We start from the raw sequence: 23,649 nt of genomic DNA, 5'->3' as shown, positions 1-23,649 counted from the left end.
CCGCCACAGACAAAGGATAAGCCCGCCGTGGATCTCAAAGCACTTGCAGCCGCAAACCCGGACCACTGGTCGAAGGCGACCGCCATCCGCGCCCTGACACTCGACGCCGTCGCCGCCGCCAACTCCGGGCATTCTGGCGCCCCGATGGGCATGGCAGACATCGCCACGGTGCTGTTCGAAAAGCACCTGAAGTTCGATGCCAAGGCGCCGGACTGGCCGGACCGCGACCGCTTTATCCTGTCCAACGGCCACGGCTCGATGCTGCTTTACGCGCTGCTCTACCTTACCGGCTACGAGGACATGACGCTGGAAGAGATCCGCAACTTCCGGCAGTGGGGGTCGCGCACTGCGGGACACCCGGAATACGGACACGCCAAGGGCATCGAGACCACGACCGGGCCGCTGGGGCAGGGGCTTGCGAATTCGGTCGGCTTCGCAATGGCCGAAGAGATCCTGCGCGCGCATTACGGCAAGAAAATCGTCGACCACCATACCTATGTCTTCGCAGGAGACGGCTGTCTGATGGAGGGCGTGAGCCAGGAGGCGATCACGCTCGCCGGGCGGCACAAGCTGTCCAAGCTGATCGTGTTCTGGGACAACAACAACATCACCATCGACGGCCCCGTGACGCTGGCCGACACCACCGACCAGCCGGGCCGCTTCCGGGCCGCAGGTTGGGAAGTCATCGAGATAGACGGACACGATCCCGAGGCCATCGACAAGGCCATCGTCGCGGCCAAGAAATCCGATCTGCCCACGATGATCGCCTGCAAGACGCATATCGCGCTCGGCCACGCCGCGCAGGACACGTCCAAGGGCCACGGCGCGCTGACCGACCTCGACCAGGCACAGGCGGCCAAGGACGCTTATGGCTGGACCGCGGGGCCGTTCGAAGTGCCGTCTGAGGTCAAATCGGGCTGGGAGGCCATCGGCACGCGCGGACGCGATGCGCGTGAAGCGTGGGAAGGCCGCCTCGCGGTGCTGCCGAAGTCCAAGCGCGAGACCTTCGAGCGGTCCTTCGCGCTCGAGGTTCCGAAAAAGCTCGGCGCCACGGTGAAGGCGTTCAAGAAGCAGATGTCTGAATCCGCGCCGAAGATCGCGACACGGTCAAGTTCGGAAAAGGCGCTCGAAGTGCTGAACCCGATCCTGCCCGAGACCGTCGGCGGCTCGGCGGACCTGACCGGATCGAACAACACCAAGACCGGGGATCTCGGCGTCTTCGACATCGACAACCGCGGCGGGCGCTACGTCTACTGGGGCATCCGCGAGCATGGCATGGCGGCGGCGATGAACGGCATGGTCCTGCACGGCGGCATCCGGCCCTACGGCGGTACCTTCATGTGCTTCACCGACTACGCGCGCCCGGCGATGCGTCTGGCCGCGCTGATGCAGGTGCCGACCGTCTTCGTGATGACCCATGACAGCATCGGCTTGGGCGAGGACGGCCCGACCCACCAGCCGGTCGAGCATCTCGCCATCAGCCGCGCGACGCCCAACACCTACGTCTTCCGGCCGGCCGACACGATCGAGACCGCCGAGGCCTGGGAACTTGCGCTCAGCTCGCAGGCGACGCCTTCGGTGCTGTCGCTGACCCGCCAGGGCCTGCCGACCGTGCGGACCGAGCACAAGACCAACAACCTGACCGCCAAGGGCGCATACGTTCTGGCCGACGCGGACGGAAAGCGGCAGGCGATCATCCTCGCCACCGGCTCGGAAGTTTCCGTGGCGCTCGAAGCGCGCGAGAAGCTGCAGGCCGAGGGCATCGGCACGCGCGTCGTCTCGATGCCCTGCTGGGAGCTGTTCGAGGAGCAGGACGAAAGCTACCGCAAGCGCGTCCTGCCCGCAGGTCCGGTGCGTGTCGCCGTCGAGGCGGCCGTGGACATGGGCTGGGACAAGTGGCTGCTGGGCGAGCGCGGCAAGCGCGGCAAGGCGGGCTTTGTCGGCATGACGGGCTTCGGTGCCTCGGCCCCGGCCGGCGAGCTGTTCGAAAAGTTCGGGATTACCGCGGACGCGGTGGCCGAGAAGGTCAAGTCGCTGCTCTGAAGTTCTTCCCGACGGCGCGCGCTTGTCGCGCCGTCGGCATCGCTGCCGCGCCGTCTAGGTTTTCGCAAACCGACCCCGTCGTCGCGCCATGCCAAGGGCGGCCCCGGGTTCCCCGGCTCCAGTCGAGTCGTGCGGCAGGCAGGTCTGGCCCGCGCTGTCCTTGATCCAGGTCAAGTCGGGAGACCCCGCTTCCATTAGTGTCGGGCGCGACTGTATCCGGACGGGGAAAGACATGGCACAGACTCGGTTCACTGGCAGGGCGCTGGCCCTGGCCCTGATTTCACAGGCCGCACTTTTGCCCGCGTTGCCCTCCGCCGCGCAGGAGTGGATGCCGACCGAAGAGCAGCTTGCCGATACCTATCCGGCGCCCGCCTACTCGCCTTATGCCGGGCGGACCTTTCCGGAATGGCCCCTTTGGGGCGATACCCACCTGCACACCGGTCAATCCATGGACGCCGGCGGCTTCGGCGCGCGCCTGACCCACGAGGACGCCTACCGCCTTGCACGGGGCGAAGAGGTCATGGCCTCGTCCGGCCAGCCGGTCCGGCTGTCGCGCCCCCTCGACTGGTTGGCAATCACCGATCATTCGGACGGCATGGGCATGATCTTCGATGCCCTCGCGGCGAACCCGTCGGTCACCCGCTACGAGCAGGGGCGCCGGTGGTCCGAAGGGTTCCGCGCCGGTGGACAGGAAGCGGTGGATACCGCGCTCAACCTGATCGGGACCGTGTCGCAGGGAAAGATCGACGTCGATCTCTTCAACGGCTACATGCCCGGAGCCCGGCGCTATGCCACAATCTGGTCGGACAACCTGCGCACCGCCGAACGCTTCTACGATCCCGGTGTCTTCACACCGATGCTGGGGTTCGAGTGGACCTCGCTTGTCGCCGGAAACAACATGCATCGCAACGTGATCTTCCGCGACGGCCCGGCGCGGGTCGGGCAGATCGTACCGATGGTGATGACGCCGCCCTGGGGCAGCCCGGATCCGATGGACCTTTACGCCTATCTCGAGGCCTACGAGGAAAAGACCAACGGCGCGGCCCTGGCCCTCGCGCATAACGGCAACCTGTCGAACGGGGTGATGTTTCCCGTCGATACCCGCTTCGATGGCTCGGAGGTAACGCAGGACTATGTCGAGGCCCGCGCGCGCTGGGAGCCGCTCTACGAGATCACGCAGATCAAGGGCGACGGCGAGGCGCATCCGTTCCTCAGCCCCAACGACGAGTTTGCGGATTACTACAACTGGGACGTCGGCAACCTCGATCTCACGGAGGCCAAGACCGAGGACATGCTGGCGCGCGAGTACGCCCGCGAAGCCCTGAAAAGCGGGCTGGCGCTCGAGGCGCAGTTCGGGACCAACCCCTACAAGTTCGGGCTCAGCGGGGCCACCGACAGCCACACCGGCCTCGTCACCGCCGAGGAAGAGAACTTCTTCGGCAAGCACACCGGGTACGAACCCTCCGCCGAGCGCCTGCAGCACCCGTTCATGAAGACCGAGAACGGCGAACTCTTCGCCTGGCAGATGCTCGCGTCGGGCCTAACCGCCGTCTGGGCCGAAGAGAACACACGCGAAAGCATTTTCGACGCCATGGCGCGGAAGGAAATCTACGCCACAACGGGGCCGCGAATGGTCGTGCGCTTCTTCGGAGGCTGGGCGTACGAGGACGCGGACCTGAATTCCCGGATCCCGGCGACGGCGGGCTACGAGAAAGGCGTTCCGATGGGGGCCGATCTGATGGGCGCACCGGATGGGGCCGCGGCGCCCAACTTCATGGTCGCGGCACTGCGCGACCCGGTCGGCGCCAATCTCGACCGTATCCAGATCGTGAAGGGCTGGCTCAACGCGGACGGCACGACCGACGAGAAGGTCTACGACGTGGCCTGGTCGGACGGCCGCGCGGCGGGTAAGGACGGCAAGGTGCCCGCCGTGGGCGATACCGTGGACGTGGCCTCGGCAAGCTGGACCAACACCATCGGCGCCTCGGAGCTGGCGACGATCTGGACCGACCCGGACTTCGATCCCGACCGCCCGGCGTTCTACTATGTGCGCGTGCTCGAGATCCCGACGCCGCCCTGGTACGTTTACGACGCCTACCGTTACGGGATCGAGATCCCCGAAGGCGCGCCGACATCCCAGCAGGAGCGCGCCTATACCTCGCCGATCTGGTATTCGCCGCCGGGCTGACTGCTCTTCGACAGAAAGGCTTGCCGGTAGGTCTCGGTCCTTCGGTCGCTCGTCAGCGGGGCAATGTTCAGACCGAAGGCCTTCCAGGGATTTAATGCGACAGCTGCCGGCCATCCGGCACGCCGCTGTCGGCTGTCTTACAGGGAACGCTGCGCTAGAAACCCTTGTCGGAAAACGGATTTTCGAGGTCCAGAACATCCAGCGGAACCGCCTCATAGGCAAGGTCTTCAAGCGCCGCGTCGAACAGGGCATGGCACGCGCCGTTCTCTTCGACTTCCGTCGTCAGACCGTCGACGACGGCCTGCATCGCCGGATCGAACCGGGATTGCAGACCCTGGTATTCCCGCACCGCTGTCATCAGGATACCAAGCCGCACGATCGGACAGACGAGCTTTGAATTTCGGTCGATCTCGCGCACTGCACTGTCCCAGCCGTTCGCCCCCGCTACGATGGCCGGCACCTCGGTGAACTGCGCCAGTTGCCAGATCTTCTCTTCTGCAAAGGACTCCAGATGGTCGATCCGATGCATGCCATAGTAGACAGCGTTCTGTCTGTATCTGTCCCAGCGGACAAGGTCGGTCCCCTCGCGGCCAGCCTCAACGCTCTGGTGCTTCAGTTCCCGTGCAAGCTCTTTCCAGTTTTCCGGGTCATAAGGCGCCACGACGAGCTTGCGCTTCATGAAGGCGATCTTCTCGTCCCGGCTTGGTAAATCACGGATCGGCGTCTTGATGAGCTCGACCTCGACAAGCTGGTCGCCGTTTCTGACCTCGGTGCGTTTCACCCGGTATGATTGCTGTATCACAGTATCGAGCAGCACGGGATTGTAGGGATCGTGTTCGAGCGCGGCGAGCGCCCGAACTTTCGCGTGTTCGAGCGTCCTGTCGGTCTGGAGTTCGAAGCCCCACCGATGGCCGACGTTGTAATCGTAGTATTTCGCCCAGTGAAGCGACTCGAACCCTTCGGCTTCGACTTGGTCTCGAACCCGTTCGGCATCCGCGCGGCTCATCGGATGGTTGTTCAGCTGCGCAATGAACCGATAGGGTTCGAGCCACGGATCGTCGTCCAACTCTTCGATCATCGCCAGCGCCATTGCCGGCCAGTTCTGATACTGTCTCTTGTCGACGAGCCACTGGATCCTGCAATAGGCGGCGGCATCCCTGTCGCCGATATCGACTTTCGTCGCGTAGTGATCGCACAGAGCCTCGCCGATCTCGTAGCTGCCACCGTATCCGGGGTGCGCGAAGCCGAAGGCACGCGTGACGGTTCCCCAATTCGGCATCCGCTCCATCGTTTGCTGGAAGACTTCGAATGCGAAGTTCTTGTCGCCCCCGGTGTTGGCCAGCATGACGACGGCATCCGAGGCCGGGATCAGATCGGGGTCCGCCTCATACGCCATGCGCGCGAGCTGCATGGCCTCGTGATGCAGGCGCGAGTGGTTCTCCATTGCCTCGGGATGCGTGTCTTGAAGGTATTTGTCACCGCGCACGATCCAACCGGCGGTATGCAGAACCCAGGCGCGCGCGGCCATCGCAAGCGGCGATGACGGTTCGGCGTCAAGCCAGTCTCGGGTAAAGGCGGACACGTCCGGGTGGGTCACCGCGAACACCTCGAAGAGATGGCGCATGCCATCCTCGTCGAGGTCTCCGGCTTCGAAGGCCGAACGGGCCTTCCCGAGTTCGGCCTCGACCGCGTCGATATCGCCAGCGTAGATCGCCGTGCGCAGGTCGTCTTGAGTGACCACGCCCGTCGTGTCCGAGAAGACGGCCGTGGATTGGAGGATGAGCCCGATGAGGGCGGCGACGGTTGTTCTCGGCATGATTGCTCCCACGACACTTTCCTAACTTTGGGTTGTGTGGGGGGATTCGGTCGAAACTGTGGCGACCGGCGGCGTTTCCGAGCGGCGAGAGCCTGACAGAAGATCAGTTCGTGCTACATGGATCGCCGGGTCCCGGGCACTGCGGTACCGTGTGTGTGGCTGACAAGCGCCGCCGTGACGGTCTATCCTGAGACAACGGAGGGGACATGAGCGACAGCATTACCGGCGGCTGCAAGTGCGGACTTGTCCGCTACAGCGGCGAGCGGCTCGACGCGCCGATGTTCCGCTGCCACTGCCGCGATTGCCAGCAGCTGACCGGGACGGGGCATTCCGAGATGGTGCCACTCCTGCTGGAAACGTTCGAGATCGGCGCGGACTGCACGATCTACCGTATGCAGGGCGGGTCCGGGCTGGCCACCTACAGCGGGTTTTGCCCGACCTGCGGTGCCCCGCTGACGCGGCGCAGCGAAAGAAGGAAAGATCGCATCTACGTCCACGCGGCCTCGCTCGACGATCCGTCGATCTATGCTCCCAGCCTGTCGATCTGCGGGGAGGCCGCGCAAGGCTGGGACGGCGACGTAATCGAGACCGATGGCTAACGCAGGCCTTTGCCCGAAACGTGAAAAGGCGGCACGGGTGCGCCGCCGTTTCAAAGTTTCGAAGAGCTACCGCTCAGCCGTTCGCTTCGCGGATCTTGTCAGCGGCATCCTTGTCGAACGAAACGCCCTGCTGTTCGAAGAGCGTGTCGAGCTCGCCCGAAAGGGTCATCTCGGTAATGATGTCGCAGCCGCCGACGAACTCGCCCTTGACGTAGAGCTGCGGGATCGTCGGCCAGTCCGAGAAGTCCTTGATGCCCTGGCGGAGCGCCTCGTCGGCAAGCACGTTCACGTCCTGGAACTCCACGCCCATGTAGTTGAGCACGCCGGCGACCCGGCTGGAGAACCCGCATTGCGGCATCGACTTGGTGCCCTTCATGAAAAGCACAACCGGGTTGGCTTCGATCGTGTCCTTGATCGCGGTCTGCGCGTCGGTGGTCTGGGTCATTTCGGTGCGTCCTTCGGTATGAATGTTCTGGCGTATTCCTGCGGGTCGCGCGGGATCTTGTAGCTGGTCGAATGACCGCCACCGCCGCCGCCCGAGAAGTATTCCGCCTCGATCACGTGGTAGCCCTTGCCCGGCTCGCTGCCGCGCTCGGTGCCTTCGGTGTGTCGCAGCGCCTGAAGCCCGCGCAACACCGCCAGCAGCAGGACAAGCCCGCTGAGGATGACGATGCCGAGCGTCATTCGGGCGCCTTCGTGGTCAGGGCCAGCGCGTGCAACTCGCCTTGCGAGCCGTCCATCTTGCCTTTCAGCGCAGCATAGACGGCGCGCTGCTGCTGGACCCGGTTCATGCCCTTGAACGAGGCGTCGATCACCTCGGCCGCGTAGTGATTGCCGTCGCCCGCCAGGTCGGTGATCGTGATGCGGGCGTCCGGAAAGGAGGCGCGGATCAGGTCCTCGATGTCGTTGGCTTGCATGGGCATGTAGGGCGGCTCCGCTTTCTTTTCCCCTTAGATGTAAGGGGCATGGGCGGCGGGAACAAGGTCCGAAATGGCGCGGTCTCCCGGCTCTGCGGGGTGCCGATTGCAAACTGCGAAGCCTGCGCCTACCGTCGCACCGGATGGACCGCGCGGAGGGCGGAATGGACAGCGCCATCTTCTATGACTGCGAATTTCTGACCGCGCCGGGTGCGCCGCAGCGCTTCTGGTGCGGCCCGTGCGATCCCGACCCGGTGATTGCCCAGATCGGTGCGGTCAGGCTGGGGTTGTCCAAGGATTTCCCGATCCTCGAGGCGGCGCGCTGGCACGTATTGCCACGGGGCCGGGATGGCGCGCGGCTGCCGCTCGACCCGCTCTTCGTGCGCCTGACCGGCATCACCGAAGCGGTGCTCGACGCCGAAGGCCTGCCGCTCGCCGAGGCACTTGGGCAACTCGATACGTTCGCCGGCGGTGCGCCGTTCTGGTCCTGGGGCAAGGACGAGTTCAACATGCTGGCGATCAGCTGCTATGTCGCAGGCATCACGCCGCCGATCCCGGCGACCCGGTTCGGCAATGCCGCGCGCCTGCTGCTCGCCGCGGGGGTGCCGCATGACGAGATCGTGCAGCTGCGCAGTGACCGGCTCGCCGATCATTTCGACATCGCGCATACGCCGCTGCGCGGTCACGATGCGCTTGATGACGCAAAATCGGTGGCCTTCACGCTGCAGCACCTGTTGCGCGACGGGCGGCTGCGGTCCGACGCGTTGACCCGTCCCGTGCCGGGCGATCCCGCCTGACGGGCCGCGGGGCCAAGACGGCATGTTTTGCGCAAGACAGCGACGCGCACCTGTTTCATAGTGCGGGCGGAGGAGAGAGGATATGGAAGCGATCGACAACGCCCCGGAACAGGCGCTGGCCTGGCACGAGGCGGGGCGCGGTGCGGCGCTCGCCACCGTTGTGCAGACCTGGGGCTCGGCCCCGCGCCGGGTCGGCGCGCAGCTGGTGATCGCGGGCGACGGCGAGATGCAGGGCTCGGTCTCGGGCGGCTGCGTCGAGGGCGCTGTGGTGATGGAGGCGCAGGACGCGCTCGAGAAAGGTGAGGAGCGGCTGCTGGAATACGGCGTCAGCGACGACGACGCTTTTGCCGTGGGGCTTGCCTGTGGCGGCACGATCAGGGTGCTGGTCGAACCGGTGGGCGACGTCCTGCCGGCGGACCTGCTGCGCGATCTGGTCGACCGCCGCGGCGCTCGGCGCCCAGTGGCCTATGAGGTCGGGCTTGGCGGCGGCGGGCGCAAGCTGCTCGAAGACGGCTACCCTGAGCGTTTCGCGATGGACCGCTCGGGCTTCGAAGAGGACCAAAAGACGTTCGTGGCGATCCATAACCCGCCGCTGCGGCTGGCCATCGTCGGCGCGGTGCACATCGCGCAGGCGCTGGTGCCGATGGCGCGCATCGCCGGCTACGATCCGGTTGTCATCGACCCGCGCGGCGCTTTCGGGTCCGAGGCGCGTTTTCCGGGCGAGACGATCCTGCCCGACTGGCCCGACGAGGCGCTGGAAGCGGTTGGCGTGGACAGCCGGACGGCGGTGGTCCTGCTGACCCATGACCCCAAGCTCGACGACCCGGCGCTCGAGATTGCGTTGCGCTCGGGTTGCTTTTACATCGGGGCGCTCGGGTCGACGCGCACCCATGCCAAGCGCGTCGAGCGGCTGACGGCGGCAGGGTTCTCGGAGGCCGAGATCGGGCGCATCCACGGGCCCATCGGCCTCGATATCGGGGCGGCGAGCCCGCAGGAGATCGCCGTGTCGATCCTGGCCGAGATGACCCGTGTACTTCGGCGCGGCGCATGAGGTTCGGACCCGTCGCGACTGCGGATGCGGAAGGTGCCGTGCTGGCCCATTCCGTTGCCGTCGAGGGAAAGCGCCTGCGCAAGGGCCGGGTGCTCGGCGCTGAGGATCTCGTGGCGCTGAAGACGGCGGGAGTCGCCGAGGTCATCGTCGCGCGCCTGGCCGAAAGCGACGTCGACGAGAACGCGGCGGCCCGGCGTTTGGCCGAAGCCCTTGTTCCCGATCCGGCGGCGGCCGGTCTCCGCCTCACCGAGCCCTTCACCGGACGGGTGAACCTGCTGGCGGAGGGGCCGGGGGTGGCCGTGCTCGACGTTCCGGCGCTGGAAGCGGTCAACCGGGTGCATCCGATGATCACGCTGGCCACGGTGCCGCCGTTCCAGCAGATGGGCGCGGGCGGGATGGTGGCGACGATCAAGATCATCTCCTACGCCGTGCCGGAAACCGATCTCGACGCGAGCTGCGCCGCTGCGGGGCAGGGCATCCGGCTGGCCGCACCGGTGATCGGGGACGTGGACCTGATCGTCACGGAAATCCCCGGCGGCGCGGGCGACAAGGGGCGCGCGGCGATCTCCGGGCGCGTCGAGGCTCTCGGGCTTGCACTCGGCGATGTGCGAACGGTGCCGCACGACACCGCCGCTCTGGCCGAGTGCCTGAAGGAAGGGCAGGCGGGGCTCACGCTGATCCTGACCGGCTCGGCCACCTCCGACATCGACGACGTGGCGCCGGCGGCGCTGCGTCTGGCCGGCGGGCGGATCGAGCGGTTCGGAATGCCTGTCGACCCCGGCAACCTATTGTTTCTCGGGGATCTCGACGGGCGACCGGTGATCGGTCTGCCGGGGTGCGCGCGGTCTCCGGCGCTCAACGGGGCGGACTGGGTGCTGGCGCGAGTGCTGTGCGGCATCCCGGTCAGCGACGCGGACATCTCCGGCATGGGTGTGGGCGGATTGCTCAAGGAAATCCCGACGCGCCCGCAACCGCGCGCAGGGCGCGGAAAGGGTTGACCCGCGCCGGGGCGGCGGGACTGGACTTTGGTGGCAATTCCCCGTCGCGCGCCAGATTTTGGTTCTCATCCTTCCTGCCGCGTGGTTAACATCGCGCGAAGAACGACAAGAGTTTCAAGGGAGGATCGGATGTCGAAGGTCACAATGACCGTGAACGGGACCGAGCGGTCGGGCGAGGTGGAAGGCCGGACGCTGCTGGTGCATTTCCTGCGCGATCAACTGGGTCTGACGGGCACCCATGTCGGCTGCGACACGAGCCAGTGCGGAGCCTGCGTGGTGCATGTCAACGGTGCGGCGGTCAAGGCCTGCACGATGTTCGCCGCCGAGGCCGAGGGCGCCGAGGTGGCCACCATCGAAGGCCAGGCGAATTCCGATGGCTCGCTCAACACGATCCAGCAGGCGTTCCAGGACCACCACGGGCTGCAATGCGGTTTTTGCACGCCGGGGATGGTGATGTCGGCGGCGGCGCTGCTAAAGGACAACCCCAAGCCCACCGAGGCGGAAGTGCGGCACTACCTCGAGGGCAACCTCTGCCGCTGTACCGGGTATCACAACATCGTCAAGGCGATCATGGCCGCATCCGGCCAGGACGTGGGCGCTATCGCCGCCGAGTAAGAGCGGCAGGCCGCAGCTCGCGGCAAAAGGACATCAGGGAGGAAAGACATGCCGAAAGACGGAGGCATCGGCGCCAGCACAAAGCGGCGCGAGGATGTGCGGTTCCTGACCGGAGCCGGGCGTTACACCGACGACATCAACATTCACGGCCAGGCGCATGTCTTCTTCCTGCGCTCCGACGTGGCCCATGGCACCATCGACGGGCTCGACACCAGCGCCGCCGAGGGCATGCCGGGGGTGGTCAAGATCTTCACCGGCGCCGATTTCGAAGGCGTGGGCGGGCTGCCCTGCGGCTGGCAGGTCACCGACCGGCACGGGGATCCGATGCAGGAGCCGCCGCACCCGGTAATCGCGCAAGGCAAGGTGCGCCACGTCGGCGAGATCGTGGCGGCGGTGGTCGCCGACACGCTGGAACAGGCCCGCGACGCGGCCGAGGCGATCTCGGTCGATATCTCCGAGCTGCCGGCGGTGGTCGACATGAAGGCCGCGCTCGCAGATGGCGCGACCAAGGTGCACGACGATCTTTCGAGCAACCTCTGCTACGACTGGGGGTTCGTTGAGGAAAACCGCGAAGCAGTAAACGAGGCCTTCGAGAAGGCCGCGCATGTCACCACGCTGGAGCTGAAGAACAACCGGCTGGTGGCGAACCCGATGGAGCCGCGCGTGGCGGTGGGCGAGTACAGCCGCGCCACCGGCGATCACACGCTCTATACGACCTCGCAGAACCCGCACGTGATCCGGCTGCTGATGGGCGCCTTCGTGCTGGGTATTCCCGAGCACAAGCTTCGCGTCGTGGCCCCGGACGTGGGAGGCGGCTTTGGCACCAAGATCTTCCACTATGCCGAGGAAGCCTTCTGCACCTTCGCGGCCAAGGCCTGCAATCGTCCCGTCAAGTGGACGTCGAGCCGGTCCGAGGCCTTCATGTCGGATGCGCACGGGCGCGACCACGTGACGAAGATCGAGCTGGCGCTCGACGGTGACAACAACTTCACCGCGCTCCGCACCGAGACCTATGCGAACATGGGGGCGTACCTGTCGACCTTCGCGCCCTCGGTGCCGACTTGGCTGCACGGGACGCTGATGGCGGGCAACTACAAGACCCCGCTGATCTACGTGAACGTGAAGGCGGTCTTCACGAACACGGTGCCGGTCGACGCCTACCGCGGCGCAGGGCGGCCCGAGGCGACCTTCCAGCTGGAACGGGTGATCGACAAGGCGGCGCGCGAGCTGGGGCTCGACCCGATCGCCCTGCGCCGGCAGAACTTCATCACCGAGTTCCCCTATGCCACACCGGTCGCGGTGGAATACGACACCGGCGACTACGTGGCGACGATGGACAAGCTCGAGGAGATGGCCGACCTCGCCGGTTTCGAGGCGCGGCGCAAGAAGTCGGAAGCTGACGGCAAGCTGCGCGGGCTCGGCGTCAACTGCTACATCGAGGCCTGCGGCATCGCGCCCTCGAACCTCGTGGGGCAGCTCGGTGCGCGGGCGGGGCTTTACGAAAGTGCAACGGTGCGGGTCAACGCAACCGGGGGCCTTGTGGTGATGACCGGCAGCCACAGCCACGGGCAGGGGCACGAGACGGCCTTCCCGCAGGTGATCGCCGAGATGATCGGGATCGACGCGGAGATGGTCGAGATCGTGCATGGCGACACCGCCAACACCCCGATGGGCATGGGCACCTACGGCTCGCGCTCGATCGCGGTCGGCGGGTCGGCGATGGTGCGGGCGACCGAGAAGATCATCAACAAGTGCAAGAAGATCGCGGCGCACCTGATGGAAGCCTCGGAAGGCGACATCGAGCTCAAGGACGGCACGTTCAGCGTGGCGGGGACCGACAAGTCGGTGGCCTGGGGCGACGTGACGCTCGCGGCCTACGTGCCGCACAACTATCCCCTCGAGGATATCGAGCCGGGGCTGGAGGAGACGGCGTTCTACGACCCGTCGAACTTCACCTATCCGTCGGGCGCCTATGCCTGCGAGGTCGAAGTCGACCCCGAGACCGGCAAGGTGACGATAGAGGCATTTACGGCCGTGGACGACTTCGGCAACGTGATCAACCCGATGATCGTGACCGGGCAGGTGCATGGCGGGCTTGCCCAGGGCATCGGGCAGGCGCTGCTGGAGAACTGCGCCTACGACGAGAGCGGCCAGCTGGTGAGCGCCAGCTACATGGACTACGCCATGCCACGTGCCGACGATCTGCCCTATTACCAGGTCGATCACTCGTGCCAGACCCCCTGCACACACAACCCGCTGGGCGTGAAGGGCTGCGGCGAGGCCGGAGCCATCGGCTCTCCGCCTTCCGTGGTCAACGCGGTGGTGGACGCGCTGCAGTCTGGCGGCAAGAACGTCACCCACATCGACATGCCGCTGTCGCCGGCGCGGGTCTGGGCGGCGATGCAGGGCTGAGACGGCGGGACCCGGGGGCGCTGCCCCCGGACCCCCGGGATATTTAGGAACCAGAGAAGGCAGCAGTCGCGACGGATCGCGGGCCTTCGGGAAAGGATCTACAGATGTACAATTTCGAACTGGTCAAGCCTTCGAGCGTCGCCGAGGCGGTGGAGGCGCTGGGACGTGAAGAGGCGCAGGCCCTGGGCGGCGGGCAGACGCTGATTCCGACGCTGAAACAGCGCCTGGCGAGCCCCGAGGTGCTGGTGTCGCTTACCGGCATCGACGAGATCAAGGGGATCAGCCGGGAGGGCGATGCCCTGAAGATCGGCGGCGGGACGACGCATGCCGCGATCGTGGCCGAGACCGCCGGCAGCTATCCGGCGCTGTCGGCGCTGGCCGCGCGGATCGGTGACCCGGCGGTGCGCAACCGCGGCACCATCGGCGGCAGCCTTGCCAACAACGATCCGTCGGCCTGCTATCCGGCGGCGACGCTGGCCTCGGGCGGGACGGTGGTAACCGACCGGCGCGAAATCGCGGCCGACGACTTTTTCCAGGGCATGTTCACGACCGCGCTCGAGGAAGGCGAGATCGTCACCGCCGTCAAGCTGCCGATCCCGCAGGCGGCGAACTACCAGAAGTTCGCGCAGCCCGCCTCGCGCTTTCCGCTGGTGGGTGTCTTCGTCGCGCGCTTCGCCGAGGGCGTGCGCGTGGCCGTGACCGGGGCCTCGAACGACGGCGTGTTCCGCTGGAGCGAGGCGGAGGAGAAGCTTTCGGGCAGTTTCGCGCCCGAGGCCGTGGACGGGCTGAGCGTGTCGGGCGACAACATGATATCGGACCTGCACGGCAGCGGCGCCTACCGTGCGCATCTGGTCGGCGTGCTGACGAAACGCGCCGTGGCGGCAGCCAAGTAGGTCAGCCGGCGCTTCCGCCAACGGAACATCGGGCCGCGCATGGCGTTCTGTCATGCGCGGCCCCGTTGGTTATCGGATGCCAGTGCGCGGGGTGTCTGGCTGATATCGCATAACAGGCGCCACGCGCGCAGATGTCCTTTCGACGCTTCGGTGCAGCCGCGCCGAGCAGAGTAGAAAGTATCGCGAGGACATCGCCATGAAACGCATTCTGAAATCCACCACGTCGCTGACGCTTGGCCTGATGCTGAGCCTTCCCGCGGGTATCGCATCGGCACAAGCGGAAGCCGCGGCCTGCCTGGCGGACGCCGACAAGCGGGTCTTCCCCTGCGCGCTCGAAAACGGCCGCGTCGTGAAGGGGGAGAAGCAGTACAAGAAGGTCAGCAAGCGGCTCGAGGCCGCAGCGACCGAAGCGACGGACGAGTTGGGCGACGCGGTCGAGGCCGCGACGGGCGCGTCGGAGACCGCCGAGGACAAGGCCGAAGAGAAGCAGTCCCGCGCCGAGAAAAAGGCGGAGAAAAAAGAGGCCCGCGCCGAGAAGAAGGCAGAAAAGCAGGAGGCCCGGGCTGAGAAGAAAGCCGAGGAGCAACAGGCTGCCGCGCAGGACAAACCCGCGGAGAGTGCCCAAGGCGACGACGCGCAGGCGGCCCAAGCGTCTCAGGACGACAAGAAATCGCTCCAGGCGGAGTCTTCCGATGCCAAGTCATCCGAGACCACGTCGACCGCGGCCAAATCGGAGAACACTAGCGGAGAGTCGAAGGAGCAGAAGCAGGCGCAGGCACGCGATGCCGAACCTAAGGCGACAGACGGCAGCAAGATGTCGGCCGAGGAGAAGGCAAAGCTCAAGAAGGAGCGCCGCGCCGAGGCCAAGAAGCGCAAGCGCAAGGCTGCGGCTGCCGCCGCGGCGGAGGGCGACAGCAAGGACGCCAAGGTCAAGACCGAGAAGCTGACCGAGAAGAACACCCGCAAGAGCAGCGAGGATTTCAAGAGCGATCTGCGCAAGGACCGGCGCGCCGAAGCCAACCGCGACAGTGATGACGGCGGCGACGACGATGACGGTCTGAGCTATCTCGAGCAGGCGCTGATCGCCGGGCTTGGCGCCTATGCCGTCGGCAGCATTCTCAACAACGGCGACGAGGTGGTCAGTGCCGCCGACGACCGCGTCGTCGTGGACCGTGACGGTGAGCTATACGTGCTCAAGAACGACGATGCGCTGCTGCGCCGTCCGGGCAACGAGATGCGGACCGAAACCTTCTCGGACGGCTCGACGCGGACCATCGTCAACCAGCCGGACGGCTCGCAGGTGATCACCATCCGCGACTATGACGGTTCGTTGCTTAGTCGGACGCTGATCACGCCCGAGGGCGAGGCCGTCGTGCTGTTCGACGATACCCAAGGTGAGGTCGACGTGGTGACTTCGGAACTGCCGCAGGCGCGGCCGCAAGGCAGCGTCAGTGCCACGGACGAAGACGCGCTGCGACGCGCCCTGGAAGCCGCACGCATCCAGGAGACCGGGCGCAGCTTTTCGCTGCGGCAGGTGCGGCAGATTTCGGCGGTGCGCGATCTGGCGCCCGAGATCGAGCTCGACTCTGTGCGGTTTGCGACCGGTTCGGCCGCCATCGAGCCGCGGCAGGCAGAAAGCCTTGCGCGGATCGGCGAGGCGCTGCGCGAGCTGATCGCGGCGAACCCGCGGACGGTCGTGCTGGTCGAGGGGCACACGGACGCGGTGGGCGATGCGGCCTACAACCTCGCGCTGTCGGACCGGCGCGCGGAGTCGATGGCGCTGGCCCTGACCGAGTATTTCGACGTGCCGGCCGAGAACATGATCGTGCAGGGCTACGGCGAGAGCGATCTGAAAGTGCGGACCGAGGATGCCGAAGTGCGCAACCGGCGCGCCGTGGTGCGCAACATCACCGGTCTGCTGCGCCAGACCGACGCCTGAGGGCGGCAGAACGAGCCGGGCCGGCTTCCACCGCCGGCCCTTTCCTTCTCGCCAAAGAAAAACGCCTCCGGAATTCGGAGGCGTTCGCGTTTGACCAGACCTGCCCGCTTACTTGGGCAGCGGGCCAATCAGCATGACCATCTGGCGGCCTTCCATCTTGGGAAAATTCTCGACGCGCCCGATCTCCTTGGTGTCGGCGGCGACGCGCTCGAGCAGTTCTCGTCCGAGGTTCTGGTGGGCCATCTCACGGCCGCGGAACCGCAGGGTGATCTTCACCTTGTCGCCGTTCTCGAGGAACTTGAAGACGTTGCGCATCTTGACGTCGTAATCGTTGGTATCCGTGTTCGGGCGGAACTTGATTTCCTTGATCTCGATCGTCTTCTGCTTCTTGCGCGCTTCGGCTTCGCGTTTCTGGGTCTCGTACTTGTATTTTCCGAAATCCATGATCTTGCAGACGGGCGGCTTCGCGTTCGGAGAGATCTCGACCAGATCGAGCCCGGCGTCCTCGGCCATTTCCAGTGCGCGCTCCGGGGACACGACCCCGACGTTTTCGCCATTTGCACCGATAAGACGGATTTCCGGGCTGCGGATCTTGTCGTTCACGCGCGGGCCGGTGTCACGGGTCGGCGGCGCGTTGTGGGGTCTGCGAGCGATGGTGGTCGTCCTTTTTCTGTGAACAAATCTGAGGCGCCAAGCTAAACCGGGCAGGGGGTCACTTCAAGCAGCAACTTAGGCGATTCGAGGCCGATACGGCACAATTTTTGCCTTGCCACTTCCCGGGTTGCGGACCATCTGTCATGACATACAGAGGTTCGATACGCGCGATGCGTGTGCCTAATTCGGGAACAGGATCATGAAAAACGTCATCTGGATCATTGTCGCGGTCGTAGTCGCTTTCGGCGCCTACCTGCTCTTCACCGGGCAGACGCCACAGGAAGCGGTCGACGAAGCCTCGGACGCGGCGACCGACAGCGAAACCGCGGCAGAGGAAACCGCCGCCGAGACCGAAGAGGCTGCCGAGGACGCCGCGGCGGCCACCGAGGAAGCCGCCGAAGAGGCGGCCGCCGAGACCGAGCAGGCCGCGGAGGACGCGGCTGCCGCAACCGAAGAAGCTGCCGAGGATGCGGGCACTGCGACCGAAGAGGCCGCGGAAGACGCGGCGGCAGCAACCGAAGAGGCGGCCGGAGACGCAGCAGAGGCTGCAAGCGAGGCTGCGACTGCTGCCGGTGAAGCGGTGACCGACGCTGCCGAGGAAACGCAGGAGGCGCTGGAAGGCGCTGCGGATGACCTGCAGGATGCGGCAGAGAACCTCGAGGCGACGCCGGGCGAAGCCGCCGAGGAAGCGGTCGATTCCGAACGTCTCGCGCCCGACACCGACGCCGAGGCCGACGGCGTGACCGCCGGTTCGGACGCCGAAGCGCCGGAAGTGGCCGAAACGACCGATCCCGACGCGGCGGAGGCCCCCGAGGCTCTGACCGTCGACAATTTCGACATGGACCGCGCGCGCGAGATCATCGAAGGCTCGACGCTCGACGATGTGCAGAAGCAGACGCTGACGTCGGCTCTGGAGGCCGCGCAGGCCAGTCCCGAACTGCTCGAAGCCGCGCTCGACCGCGTCAAGGACGCGCTTGGATACTGATGGACGACTTCGAGGTCGGAACGGAGCGGCGGTCCATTTGGGCCGCCGTTTCCCATTATGCGCGGAAGTTTTCCGGAGCGAACTGGCGTAACTGCAGCCAAACCGCCAAAGCCCGGGGTTTTCTTTCATGACAAAGCGAAACGCCGGCGCAGGGCAGGCAAGCCTATGGTACAGACGGGACCGGGACGAAACCCTGCCTCTGCCCTGCCGGCGTTAGCCGACGAAGGCCTTTTCGACCACGAAATGCTTGGGATCGGAATTCGCCCCTTCCTCGAGGCCGTAACCTTCTAGGATCGCCTTGATGTCGAGGTTGAAGGGGAGCGAGCCGCAGATCATCGCCCGGTCCGTCTCGGGCGAGATGCCATCGATGCCGAGGTCGCGGAACACGGTGCCATCTTCGAGCAGGGTGGTGATCCGGCCCATCTTGGGGCTCTCCTCGCGCGTCGTCGTCGGGTAGTAGCGGATCTTGGCGAGGTTCTCGGTGCCGATGAGTTCCTGCATCATCTCGTCGGCCTTGAGGTTTTCGATCAGGCGCCGCCCGTATTCAAGCTCGGCCACGTCGCGCACGGTATGTGTGATGACGACATCCTCGAACTTCTCGTAGGTCTCGGGTTCACGCAGCAATGAGGCGAAGGGGGCAAAGCCCGTGCCGGTGGCGAAGAACCAGATGCGCCGGCCCGGCAGTAGGGCGTCATGCACCAGCGTGCCGACCGGCTTGGGGCGCAGGATGATCTGGTCGCCGGGACGGATGTGCTGCAGCTTCGAGGTCAGCGGGCCGTCCTGCACCTTGATCGAGTAGAATTCCAACTCGTCGTCCCAGGCCGGGGAGGCGATGGAATAGGCGCGCAGCAGCGGCTTCTGGCGCCCGGTCTTGGGGTCCGGGTCGCCCATCAGCCCGATCATGACGAATTCGCCCGAACGGAAGCGCAGAGAAGCGGGCCGGGTCACCCGGAACGAGAACAGCCGGTCGGTCCAGTGCTGGACCTGGGTCACGGTCTGCGCGTCGGGTAGGGCCGGAACTTTGCTGGCGGTCGCCTGGGTCACGGGTGTCTGCTCGGTCATGTGTCATTGCGCGGCTCGGCGCCGCGCCCTCTTTAGAAGTTGCTAGCTCGGTTTGGAAGGGGGCAATCAGCCGCGCAGGCGCGCCTGGTAGTCATGGGCGCGCCAGTCGGCCCGGAACTGCCACTGATCCTCGGGCTGACGTGCGGCAAGCTCGTCCGAGATCTCGACCTCGTCGAAGCCCGAGCGCCGCGCCATCGCGTATTGGTCGGCCAGAACGTGCCCGCGTGCGCGCAGGCGGCCGGTGTAGCCGCGCAGCCGCAGCGTCCGCGCGATGCTGAAGCCGCGCCCGTCGGCGGACGAGGGGAAGTCGACCCGGATCATCTTCAGACCGCCGCAGAGCGGGATCGCCTGCGCGTCGGCATCCGAGGCGACGTCGAGCGCGTCGGTGTCGTTGGCCGCGCCAAGCTGCGCGTAGCCGGTGGTCCAGTCGTCGGGGGCAAAGCCCGCGTCGGTCACGATGATGCTCATGTCGATGCTCCTGTTCGGACCAGCTTGCCATCCACGAAGTGTATGCCGCATTCGTCCTTGTCGGTTTCGCGCCAGCGTCCGGCGCGCGGATCCTCGCCTTCGGCGACAGGCGTGGTGCAGGGCGCACAGCCGATCGACGGATAGCCCTTGGCGACCAGCGGATGCCGGGGCAGGCGGTTCTCGGTGATGTAGTCGGCGACGTCCCAGGCTTCCCAGAAGGCCAGCGGATTGACCTTGAGCCGGGCGGGCGCGTCGGCGGGGGTCTCGACCTCGAAGAAGTCGAGCTGCGCACGCGATCCGGACTGGAACCGCTTGCGCCCGGTGATCCAGCCACCGAAGGCTTCGAGCGCGTGGTTCAGCGGAACGGTCTTGCGCAGAAAGCAGCAGGCATCCGTGTCGCGCTGGTGAAGCGTGCCGTCAGGATCCTTTTCGGCGATGTCTTCGGCGCGAATGATGCGCACGTCGCGCAGGCCGAGGCGCTCGGACAGGTCCTGCTGGTAGACCAGGGTTTCCGCGAACAGCATCTCGGTGTCGATGAAGATCACCGGCAGGTCCTTTTTCACCATCGAGGCGAGGTGCAGCAGGGCGACCGACTCGGCCCCGAAGCTCGAGACGAGGGCGAGATCGGGGATCTCGCGCACCGCCGCGCGCAGAACGTCGACAGCACCGTGGTGGCGCAACTCGGCGTTCAGACGCGCGGCCATAGCGCGCAGGCCTGCCACGCGCTCGGCATCCTCCGCTGGTGCCGGGTCCGAATGGTCAAGCGGCATCGGCCCGGGCCTCCGGGTAGAGCGCGGCCTTGAACGGCGCCATGCCGACCCGGCGATAGGTCTGCAGAAAGGTTTCCGCAGGCTCCGTCCGCGCGTCGAGGTAGGCTTCCACGATCCGCTCGATGGCCGGCACGATCTCGTCGGCCGAGAAACCCGGTCCGGCGCGTTCGCCGATGGCCGCGTCCTCGGTCCCGTCTCCGCCCAGAGAAACCTGGTAGTTCTCGACCCCGGCGCGGTCGAGCCCGAGAATGCCGATATGGCCGACGTGGTGATGGCCGCAGGCGTTGATGCATCCCGAGATCTTGATCTTGAGCGGTCCGATATCGTGTTCGAGCTTCAATTCGTCGAAGCGCGTCGCGATTTCCTGGGCGATCGGGATCGAGCGGGCCGTGGCCAGCGCGCAATAGTCCATGCCCGGGCAGGCAATGATGTCCGAGATCAGTCCGATGTTGGCCGTGGCAAGTCCGTGCGCCTTCAGCGCCGCATGGATCGCTGGCAGGTCCGCCTTGTGTACGTGCGGCAGGATCACGTTCTGCTCATGGCTGATGCGCAACTCGTCGTAGCCGTGTGCCTTTGCCAGATCCGCCATTGCGCGCATCTGGTCCGAGGTCGCGTCGCCCGGGGTCTTGCCGTGGGCCTTGAGGCTGATCGACACGATGGCATGGCCGTGCGCGCGATGCTCGGTCACGTTGGTGTCGACCCACGAGCGGAACACCGGATCGTTGGTGTAGGCGGCCTCGAATCCGGCGAGAGACTTCTCGACGAACTCGGGAGCCGCGAAATCCGCCTCGATGGCCGCCAGCATCTGCTGGTCGACGCCCGAGAACTGCGGTTTCAGCAGCGCGAAGCGCTCCTCGACGCGCGCACGGATGTCGTCGAGCCCGTTTTCGTGCACGGTGATCTTGATGCGCGCCTTGTACTTGTTGTCGCGCCGTCCGAGCACGTTGTAGACCGACACGATGGCCTCGAGATAGGGCAGCAGGTCCTCGCGCCGCAGGAAGTCCCGCAGCACCTTGCCGATCATCGGGGTCCGGCCCAGCCCGCCGCCGACGATCACCTCGAACCCGGCTTCGCCGTCGCGCTCGACCATGCGCAGCCCAATGTCATGCGCCTTGGTCACGGCCCGGTCGTTGGGCGAGCCGGTCACGGCGACCTTGAACTTGCGCGGCAGGAACTGGAATTCCGGGTGATCGGTCGACCACTGCCGGATCAGCTCGGCCACCGGGCGCGGATCGGCGATCTCGTCGGATGCAGCCCCGGCGAAATGGTCCGCGGTCACGTTGCGGATGGTGTTCCCCGAGGTCTGGATCGCGTGCATCTGCACCTCGGCCAGCGCGTCGAGCATGTCGGGCACGTCGCGCAGTTCGGGCCAGTTGAACTGGATGTTCTGGCGCGTGGTGAAATGGCCGTAGCCCTTGTCCCAACGATCGGCGATGTCAGCGAGCTTGTGCATCTGCCGGCTCGAGAGCGTGCCGTAGGGAATCGCCACGCGCAGCATGTAGGCGTGCAGCTGCAGGTAGAGCCCGTTCATCAGCCGCAGCGGCTTGAACTCGTCCTCGGTCAGCGAACCGTCCACCCGGCGTTCGACCTGGGCGCGGAACTGGCGATTGCGTTCGGCGACGAAGGCTGCGTCGAAATCGGAGTAGTTATACATTGGTCCTCGTCTCTTTCGCTTCCTGTTTGCCGTGGGCGTAGTTCGACGGGCCCTTGGCCCGGAACGCCTCGCGGAAATGGGTTGGCACGGGGCGTCCGCCCTCGATCTTGACGTCGGCAAGGTAGGCGCCGACGACATCCGCCTTCTGCTGGCTCGCCTCGATCAGGCGCAGGTCGGCATCGGCCTCGTCGGTCAACACCTCGGCCTGCGCGAGATCGCGCGTCCAGCCGTCGGCGGTCTGGTAGATCACGTCGCCCTCGATGAGCGCGTTGGCGGTCACGACCTTGGGGGTGAAGGGTTTCGGCATCACAAAGCCTCCTGGGCTGAAAATTCGGGGTCATGCGCGCTGCCTAAGCCAGTCGCGTGACGGTTCGACGACGCCAGCGCCGCGCGCGGGGCAAGGCCGATGAAGGTCAGCGCGGGCCCGTTCATCTCGGCGGCGGCGAGCGCGGCCGGCAAGGCATCGAGGGTGGTTTCCAGCACGCTCTGCTCAGGGCGCGAGGCATTCTCGACCAGCGTGACCGGCGTCTGTCGATCGGCCCCGTGCATGATCAGCCGGCCCTGGATGAAGCGCGCGGACTTCTTGCCCATGTAGATCGCGGCGACCTCGCCGGGTCGCGCCAGCGCCTTCCAGTCGTGATCGGCAAAACCCTTCGTGTCGTGCCCGGTGAGGAAACGAACCGAAGAATTGCGCCCGCGCCGTGTCAGGCTCTGGCCGATAGCTGCCACGGCGGCGGAGGCCGAGGTGATGCCCGGCACGATCGACCAGTCGATCCCGGCGGCATCGACCGCATCGATCTCCTCGTCAAGCCGCCCGAAGATCGTGGCGTCGCCGCCCTTGAGCCGGACCACCTGCGCGCCGTCGCGTCCATGTTCGACGATCAGGTCGTTGATCTGCTCCTGCGGCGTCGAGAGGCCAAAGCCTTCCTTTCCGGCGTCGATCAGCACCGCTTCGCGGCGCGCGAGTTCTAGGATCGCGCCGGGCACCAGCCGGTCGTGGATCACCACGTCGGCCTCGTCCAGTGCCTTGCGCGCCTTCAGGGTCAGCAATTCCGGATCACCCGGACCCGCCCCGACGAAGGCGACATGTCCGGGGCGCGCCTTGCGCTCCAGATGGTCGCCAAGCAGGGTGTCGAGTGCGGTTTCGACCGCCGCCTCTCCGCGCTGCATCGCCTCGGGTCCGGCGCGGAAATAGTAGTCGCGCCAGAAGTCGCGCCTCGCGCGGCCGAAGGGCAGGGCTTCGGCCACCTTGCGAAATTCCTTGCCGATGCGCGCGAGCGTGCCCAGCGTTGCGGGCAGACGTTCCTCGAGGTCGGCCTTGATCGCACGCGCCAGAACCGGTGCCGCGCCTTCGGTACCTATGGCCACGGTGACCGGATCGCGGTCGACGATGGCCGGGGTGATGAAGGCGCTGTCGTGGAGGTTGTCCACGATGTTGACCAGCGCGCCCTCGGCCTCGGCGATCGCCGCTGTGCGCGCATCCTCGCCTTCGTCCTCGTCGGCGGCATAGAACAGCGCCGCACCGCGGACGTCACCCGGCTCAAGCGGGCGTTCGACCAGCGCGAGACCGCCCGACTCGTGCCAGCCGCGGATCTCCGGCGCGGGATCCAATGCGTGAACGGTGATCGCCGCTTCTGTCTTGAGCAGCAACCGCAGCTTGGCCAGCGCCGCCGGGCCGCCTCCGGACAGCACGACACGCGTTCCCTTCGTGCGGATGAATATCGGAAAGTGATCCATGGTCCCAAGGCCCGGTGTCGTTTGACTTGACCTGCAATATAGGAAATATTC

At 66.2% G+C, this 23,649-nt stretch carries 22 protein-coding genes; 11 read left to right on the top strand and 11 right to left on the bottom strand.

Going from position 1 to position 23,649, the window contains the following annotated elements:
• Positions 1-27: 27 nt before the first annotated feature.
• Both tkt and R5H30_RS02135 read left to right on the top strand, forming a co-directional pair.
• Complete coding sequence (tkt, locus tag R5H30_RS02140) at positions 28-2,043, top strand: transketolase (RefSeq protein WP_318326334.1); 2,016 nt, start codon at positions 28-30, stop codon at positions 2,041-2,043.
• A 232-nt stretch (positions 2,044-2,275) separates the two neighbouring features.
• The gene (locus R5H30_RS02135) at positions 2,276-4,231 is read left to right on the top strand and encodes a DUF3604 domain-containing protein (protein ID WP_318326333.1); all 1,956 of its coding nucleotides are present in this window, start codon (positions 2,276-2,278) and stop codon (positions 4,229-4,231) included.
• A gap of 154 nt (positions 4,232-4,385) precedes the next feature.
• On the opposite strand, the gene R5H30_RS02130 is transcribed toward R5H30_RS02135, so the two are convergent.
• Entirely contained in the window at positions 4,386-6,047 is a 1,662-nt protein-coding gene (locus R5H30_RS02130; protein WP_318326332.1) for a hypothetical protein, read from the bottom strand.
• A 206-nt stretch (positions 6,048-6,253) separates the two neighbouring features.
• On the opposite strand from R5H30_RS02130, the gene R5H30_RS02125 reads away from it, so the two are divergent.
• Positions 6,254-6,646 carry a GFA family protein gene (locus tag R5H30_RS02125; RefSeq protein WP_318326331.1) on the top strand — a complete coding sequence of 131 codons (393 nt, stop codon included), beginning with the start codon at positions 6,254-6,256 and terminating at the stop codon, positions 6,644-6,646.
• 73 nt (positions 6,647-6,719) lie between these two features.
• Here the strand turns inward: R5H30_RS02125 and grxD are convergent, their stop codons facing one another.
• Genes grxD through R5H30_RS02110 form a run of 3 tightly spaced genes read right to left on the bottom strand, consistent with a single transcriptional unit; the run spans position 6,720 to position 7,569 of the window.
• Positions 6,720-7,091 (bottom strand): Grx4 family monothiol glutaredoxin, encoded by a 372-nt coding sequence (gene grxD, locus R5H30_RS02120; RefSeq protein ID WP_318326330.1) that lies wholly within the window; start codon positions 7,089-7,091, stop codon positions 6,720-6,722.
• Positions 7,088-7,330, bottom strand: coding sequence for a hypothetical protein (locus tag R5H30_RS02115; protein WP_318326329.1), 243 nt, complete (start codon positions 7,328-7,330; stop codon positions 7,088-7,090). The genes grxD and R5H30_RS02115 overlap by 4 nt, the downstream gene beginning before the upstream one ends.
• On the bottom strand, positions 7,327-7,569 hold the full coding sequence (locus R5H30_RS02110; RefSeq protein ID WP_318326328.1) for a BolA/IbaG family iron-sulfur metabolism protein: 243 nt from the start codon (positions 7,567-7,569) through the stop codon (positions 7,327-7,329). Before R5H30_RS02110 ends, R5H30_RS02115 begins: the two co-directional genes overlap by 4 nt.
• A 158-nt stretch (positions 7,570-7,727) precedes the next feature.
• Between R5H30_RS02110 and R5H30_RS02105 the strand changes: the two genes are divergently transcribed.
• The 7 genes from R5H30_RS02105 (at position 7,728) to R5H30_RS02075 (ending at position 16,268) form a co-directional block, all read left to right on the top strand.
• A complete protein-coding gene (locus R5H30_RS02105; protein ID WP_318326327.1) occupies positions 7,728-8,360 on the top strand; it encodes a 3'-5' exonuclease family protein in 633 nt (210 codons plus the stop codon).
• Between the two features lie 82 nt (positions 8,361-8,442).
• On the top strand, positions 8,443-9,411 hold the full coding sequence (locus R5H30_RS02100; protein ID WP_318326326.1) for an XdhC family protein: 969 nt from the start codon (positions 8,443-8,445) through the stop codon (positions 9,409-9,411).
• Complete coding sequence (locus tag R5H30_RS02095) at positions 9,408-10,409, top strand: molybdopterin-binding protein (RefSeq protein WP_318326325.1); 1,002 nt, start codon at positions 9,408-9,410, stop codon at positions 10,407-10,409. The genes R5H30_RS02100 and R5H30_RS02095 overlap by 4 nt, the downstream gene beginning before the upstream one ends.
• A 129-nt stretch (positions 10,410-10,538) precedes the next feature.
• The gene (locus R5H30_RS02090; RefSeq protein ID WP_318326324.1) at positions 10,539-11,024 is read left to right on the top strand and encodes a (2Fe-2S)-binding protein; all 486 of its coding nucleotides are present in this window, start codon (positions 10,539-10,541) and stop codon (positions 11,022-11,024) included.
• A 48-nt stretch (positions 11,025-11,072) separates the two neighbouring features.
• The gene (locus R5H30_RS02085) at positions 11,073-13,436 is read left to right on the top strand and encodes a xanthine dehydrogenase family protein molybdopterin-binding subunit (RefSeq protein WP_318326323.1); all 2,364 of its coding nucleotides are present in this window, start codon (positions 11,073-11,075) and stop codon (positions 13,434-13,436) included.
• A gap of 104 nt (positions 13,437-13,540) precedes the next feature.
• On the top strand, positions 13,541-14,329 hold the full coding sequence (locus R5H30_RS02080) for an FAD binding domain-containing protein (protein ID WP_318326322.1): 789 nt from the start codon (positions 13,541-13,543) through the stop codon (positions 14,327-14,329).
• 196 nt (positions 14,330-14,525) lie between these two features.
• Positions 14,526-16,268 (top strand): OmpA family protein, encoded by a 1,743-nt coding sequence (locus R5H30_RS02075; RefSeq protein ID WP_318326321.1) that lies wholly within the window; start codon positions 14,526-14,528, stop codon positions 16,266-16,268.
• A 108-nt stretch (positions 16,269-16,376) separates the two neighbouring features.
• Here R5H30_RS02075 and infC read toward each other — a convergent pair whose 3' ends face one another.
• Positions 16,377-16,871 carry a translation initiation factor IF-3 gene (infC, locus tag R5H30_RS02070; RefSeq protein ID WP_318326320.1) on the bottom strand — a complete coding sequence of 165 codons (495 nt, stop codon included), beginning with the start codon at positions 16,869-16,871 and terminating at the stop codon, positions 16,377-16,379.
• A gap of 250 nt (positions 16,872-17,121) precedes the next feature.
• Here infC and R5H30_RS02065 point away from each other — a divergent pair, with 250 nt between their 5' ends.
• Entirely contained in the window at positions 17,122-17,907 is a 786-nt protein-coding gene (locus R5H30_RS02065) for a prolipoprotein diacylglyceryl transferase (protein ID WP_318326319.1), read from the top strand.
• A 213-nt stretch (positions 17,908-18,120) separates the two neighbouring features.
• On the opposite strand, the gene R5H30_RS02060 is transcribed toward R5H30_RS02065, so the two are convergent.
• The 6 genes from R5H30_RS02060 to cysG all read right to left on the bottom strand — a co-directional run bounded on the left by R5H30_RS02060 (position 18,121) and on the right by cysG (position 23,598).
• The gene (locus R5H30_RS02060; protein ID WP_318326318.1) at positions 18,121-18,969 is read right to left on the bottom strand and encodes a ferredoxin--NADP reductase; all 849 of its coding nucleotides are present in this window, start codon (positions 18,967-18,969) and stop codon (positions 18,121-18,123) included.
• 66 nt (positions 18,970-19,035) lie between these two features.
• On the bottom strand, positions 19,036-19,437 hold the full coding sequence (locus tag R5H30_RS02055; RefSeq protein WP_318326317.1) for a DUF934 domain-containing protein: 402 nt from the start codon (positions 19,435-19,437) through the stop codon (positions 19,036-19,038).
• Positions 19,434-20,207 (bottom strand): phosphoadenylyl-sulfate reductase, encoded by a 774-nt coding sequence (locus R5H30_RS02050; RefSeq protein WP_412105092.1) that lies wholly within the window; start codon positions 20,205-20,207, stop codon positions 19,434-19,436. The genes R5H30_RS02055 and R5H30_RS02050 overlap by 4 nt, the downstream gene beginning before the upstream one ends.
• Positions 20,197-21,861, bottom strand: coding sequence for a nitrite/sulfite reductase (locus R5H30_RS02045; protein WP_318326316.1), 1,665 nt, complete (start codon positions 21,859-21,861; stop codon positions 20,197-20,199). Before R5H30_RS02045 ends, R5H30_RS02050 begins: the two co-directional genes overlap by 11 nt.
• Positions 21,854-22,168, bottom strand: a complete 315-nt coding sequence (locus R5H30_RS02040; protein WP_318326315.1) for a DUF2849 domain-containing protein — start codon at positions 22,166-22,168, stop codon at positions 21,854-21,856. The genes R5H30_RS02045 and R5H30_RS02040 overlap by 8 nt, the downstream gene beginning before the upstream one ends.
• Complete coding sequence (gene cysG, locus R5H30_RS02035) at positions 22,168-23,598, bottom strand: siroheme synthase CysG (protein ID WP_318326314.1); 1,431 nt, start codon at positions 23,596-23,598, stop codon at positions 22,168-22,170. The genes R5H30_RS02040 and cysG overlap by 1 nt, the downstream gene beginning before the upstream one ends.
• Between the last annotated feature and the right edge of the window lie 51 nt (positions 23,599-23,649).

The sequence above is a fragment of the Roseobacter sp. FCG-D35 genome, assembly GCF_033436665.1.
Classification (GTDB): domain Bacteria; phylum Pseudomonadota; class Alphaproteobacteria; order Rhodobacterales; family Rhodobacteraceae; genus JAWQFO01.
The sequence above is the reverse complement of the archived record's forward strand: the minus strand, read 5'-3'. Positions and strand labels throughout refer to the sequence as shown.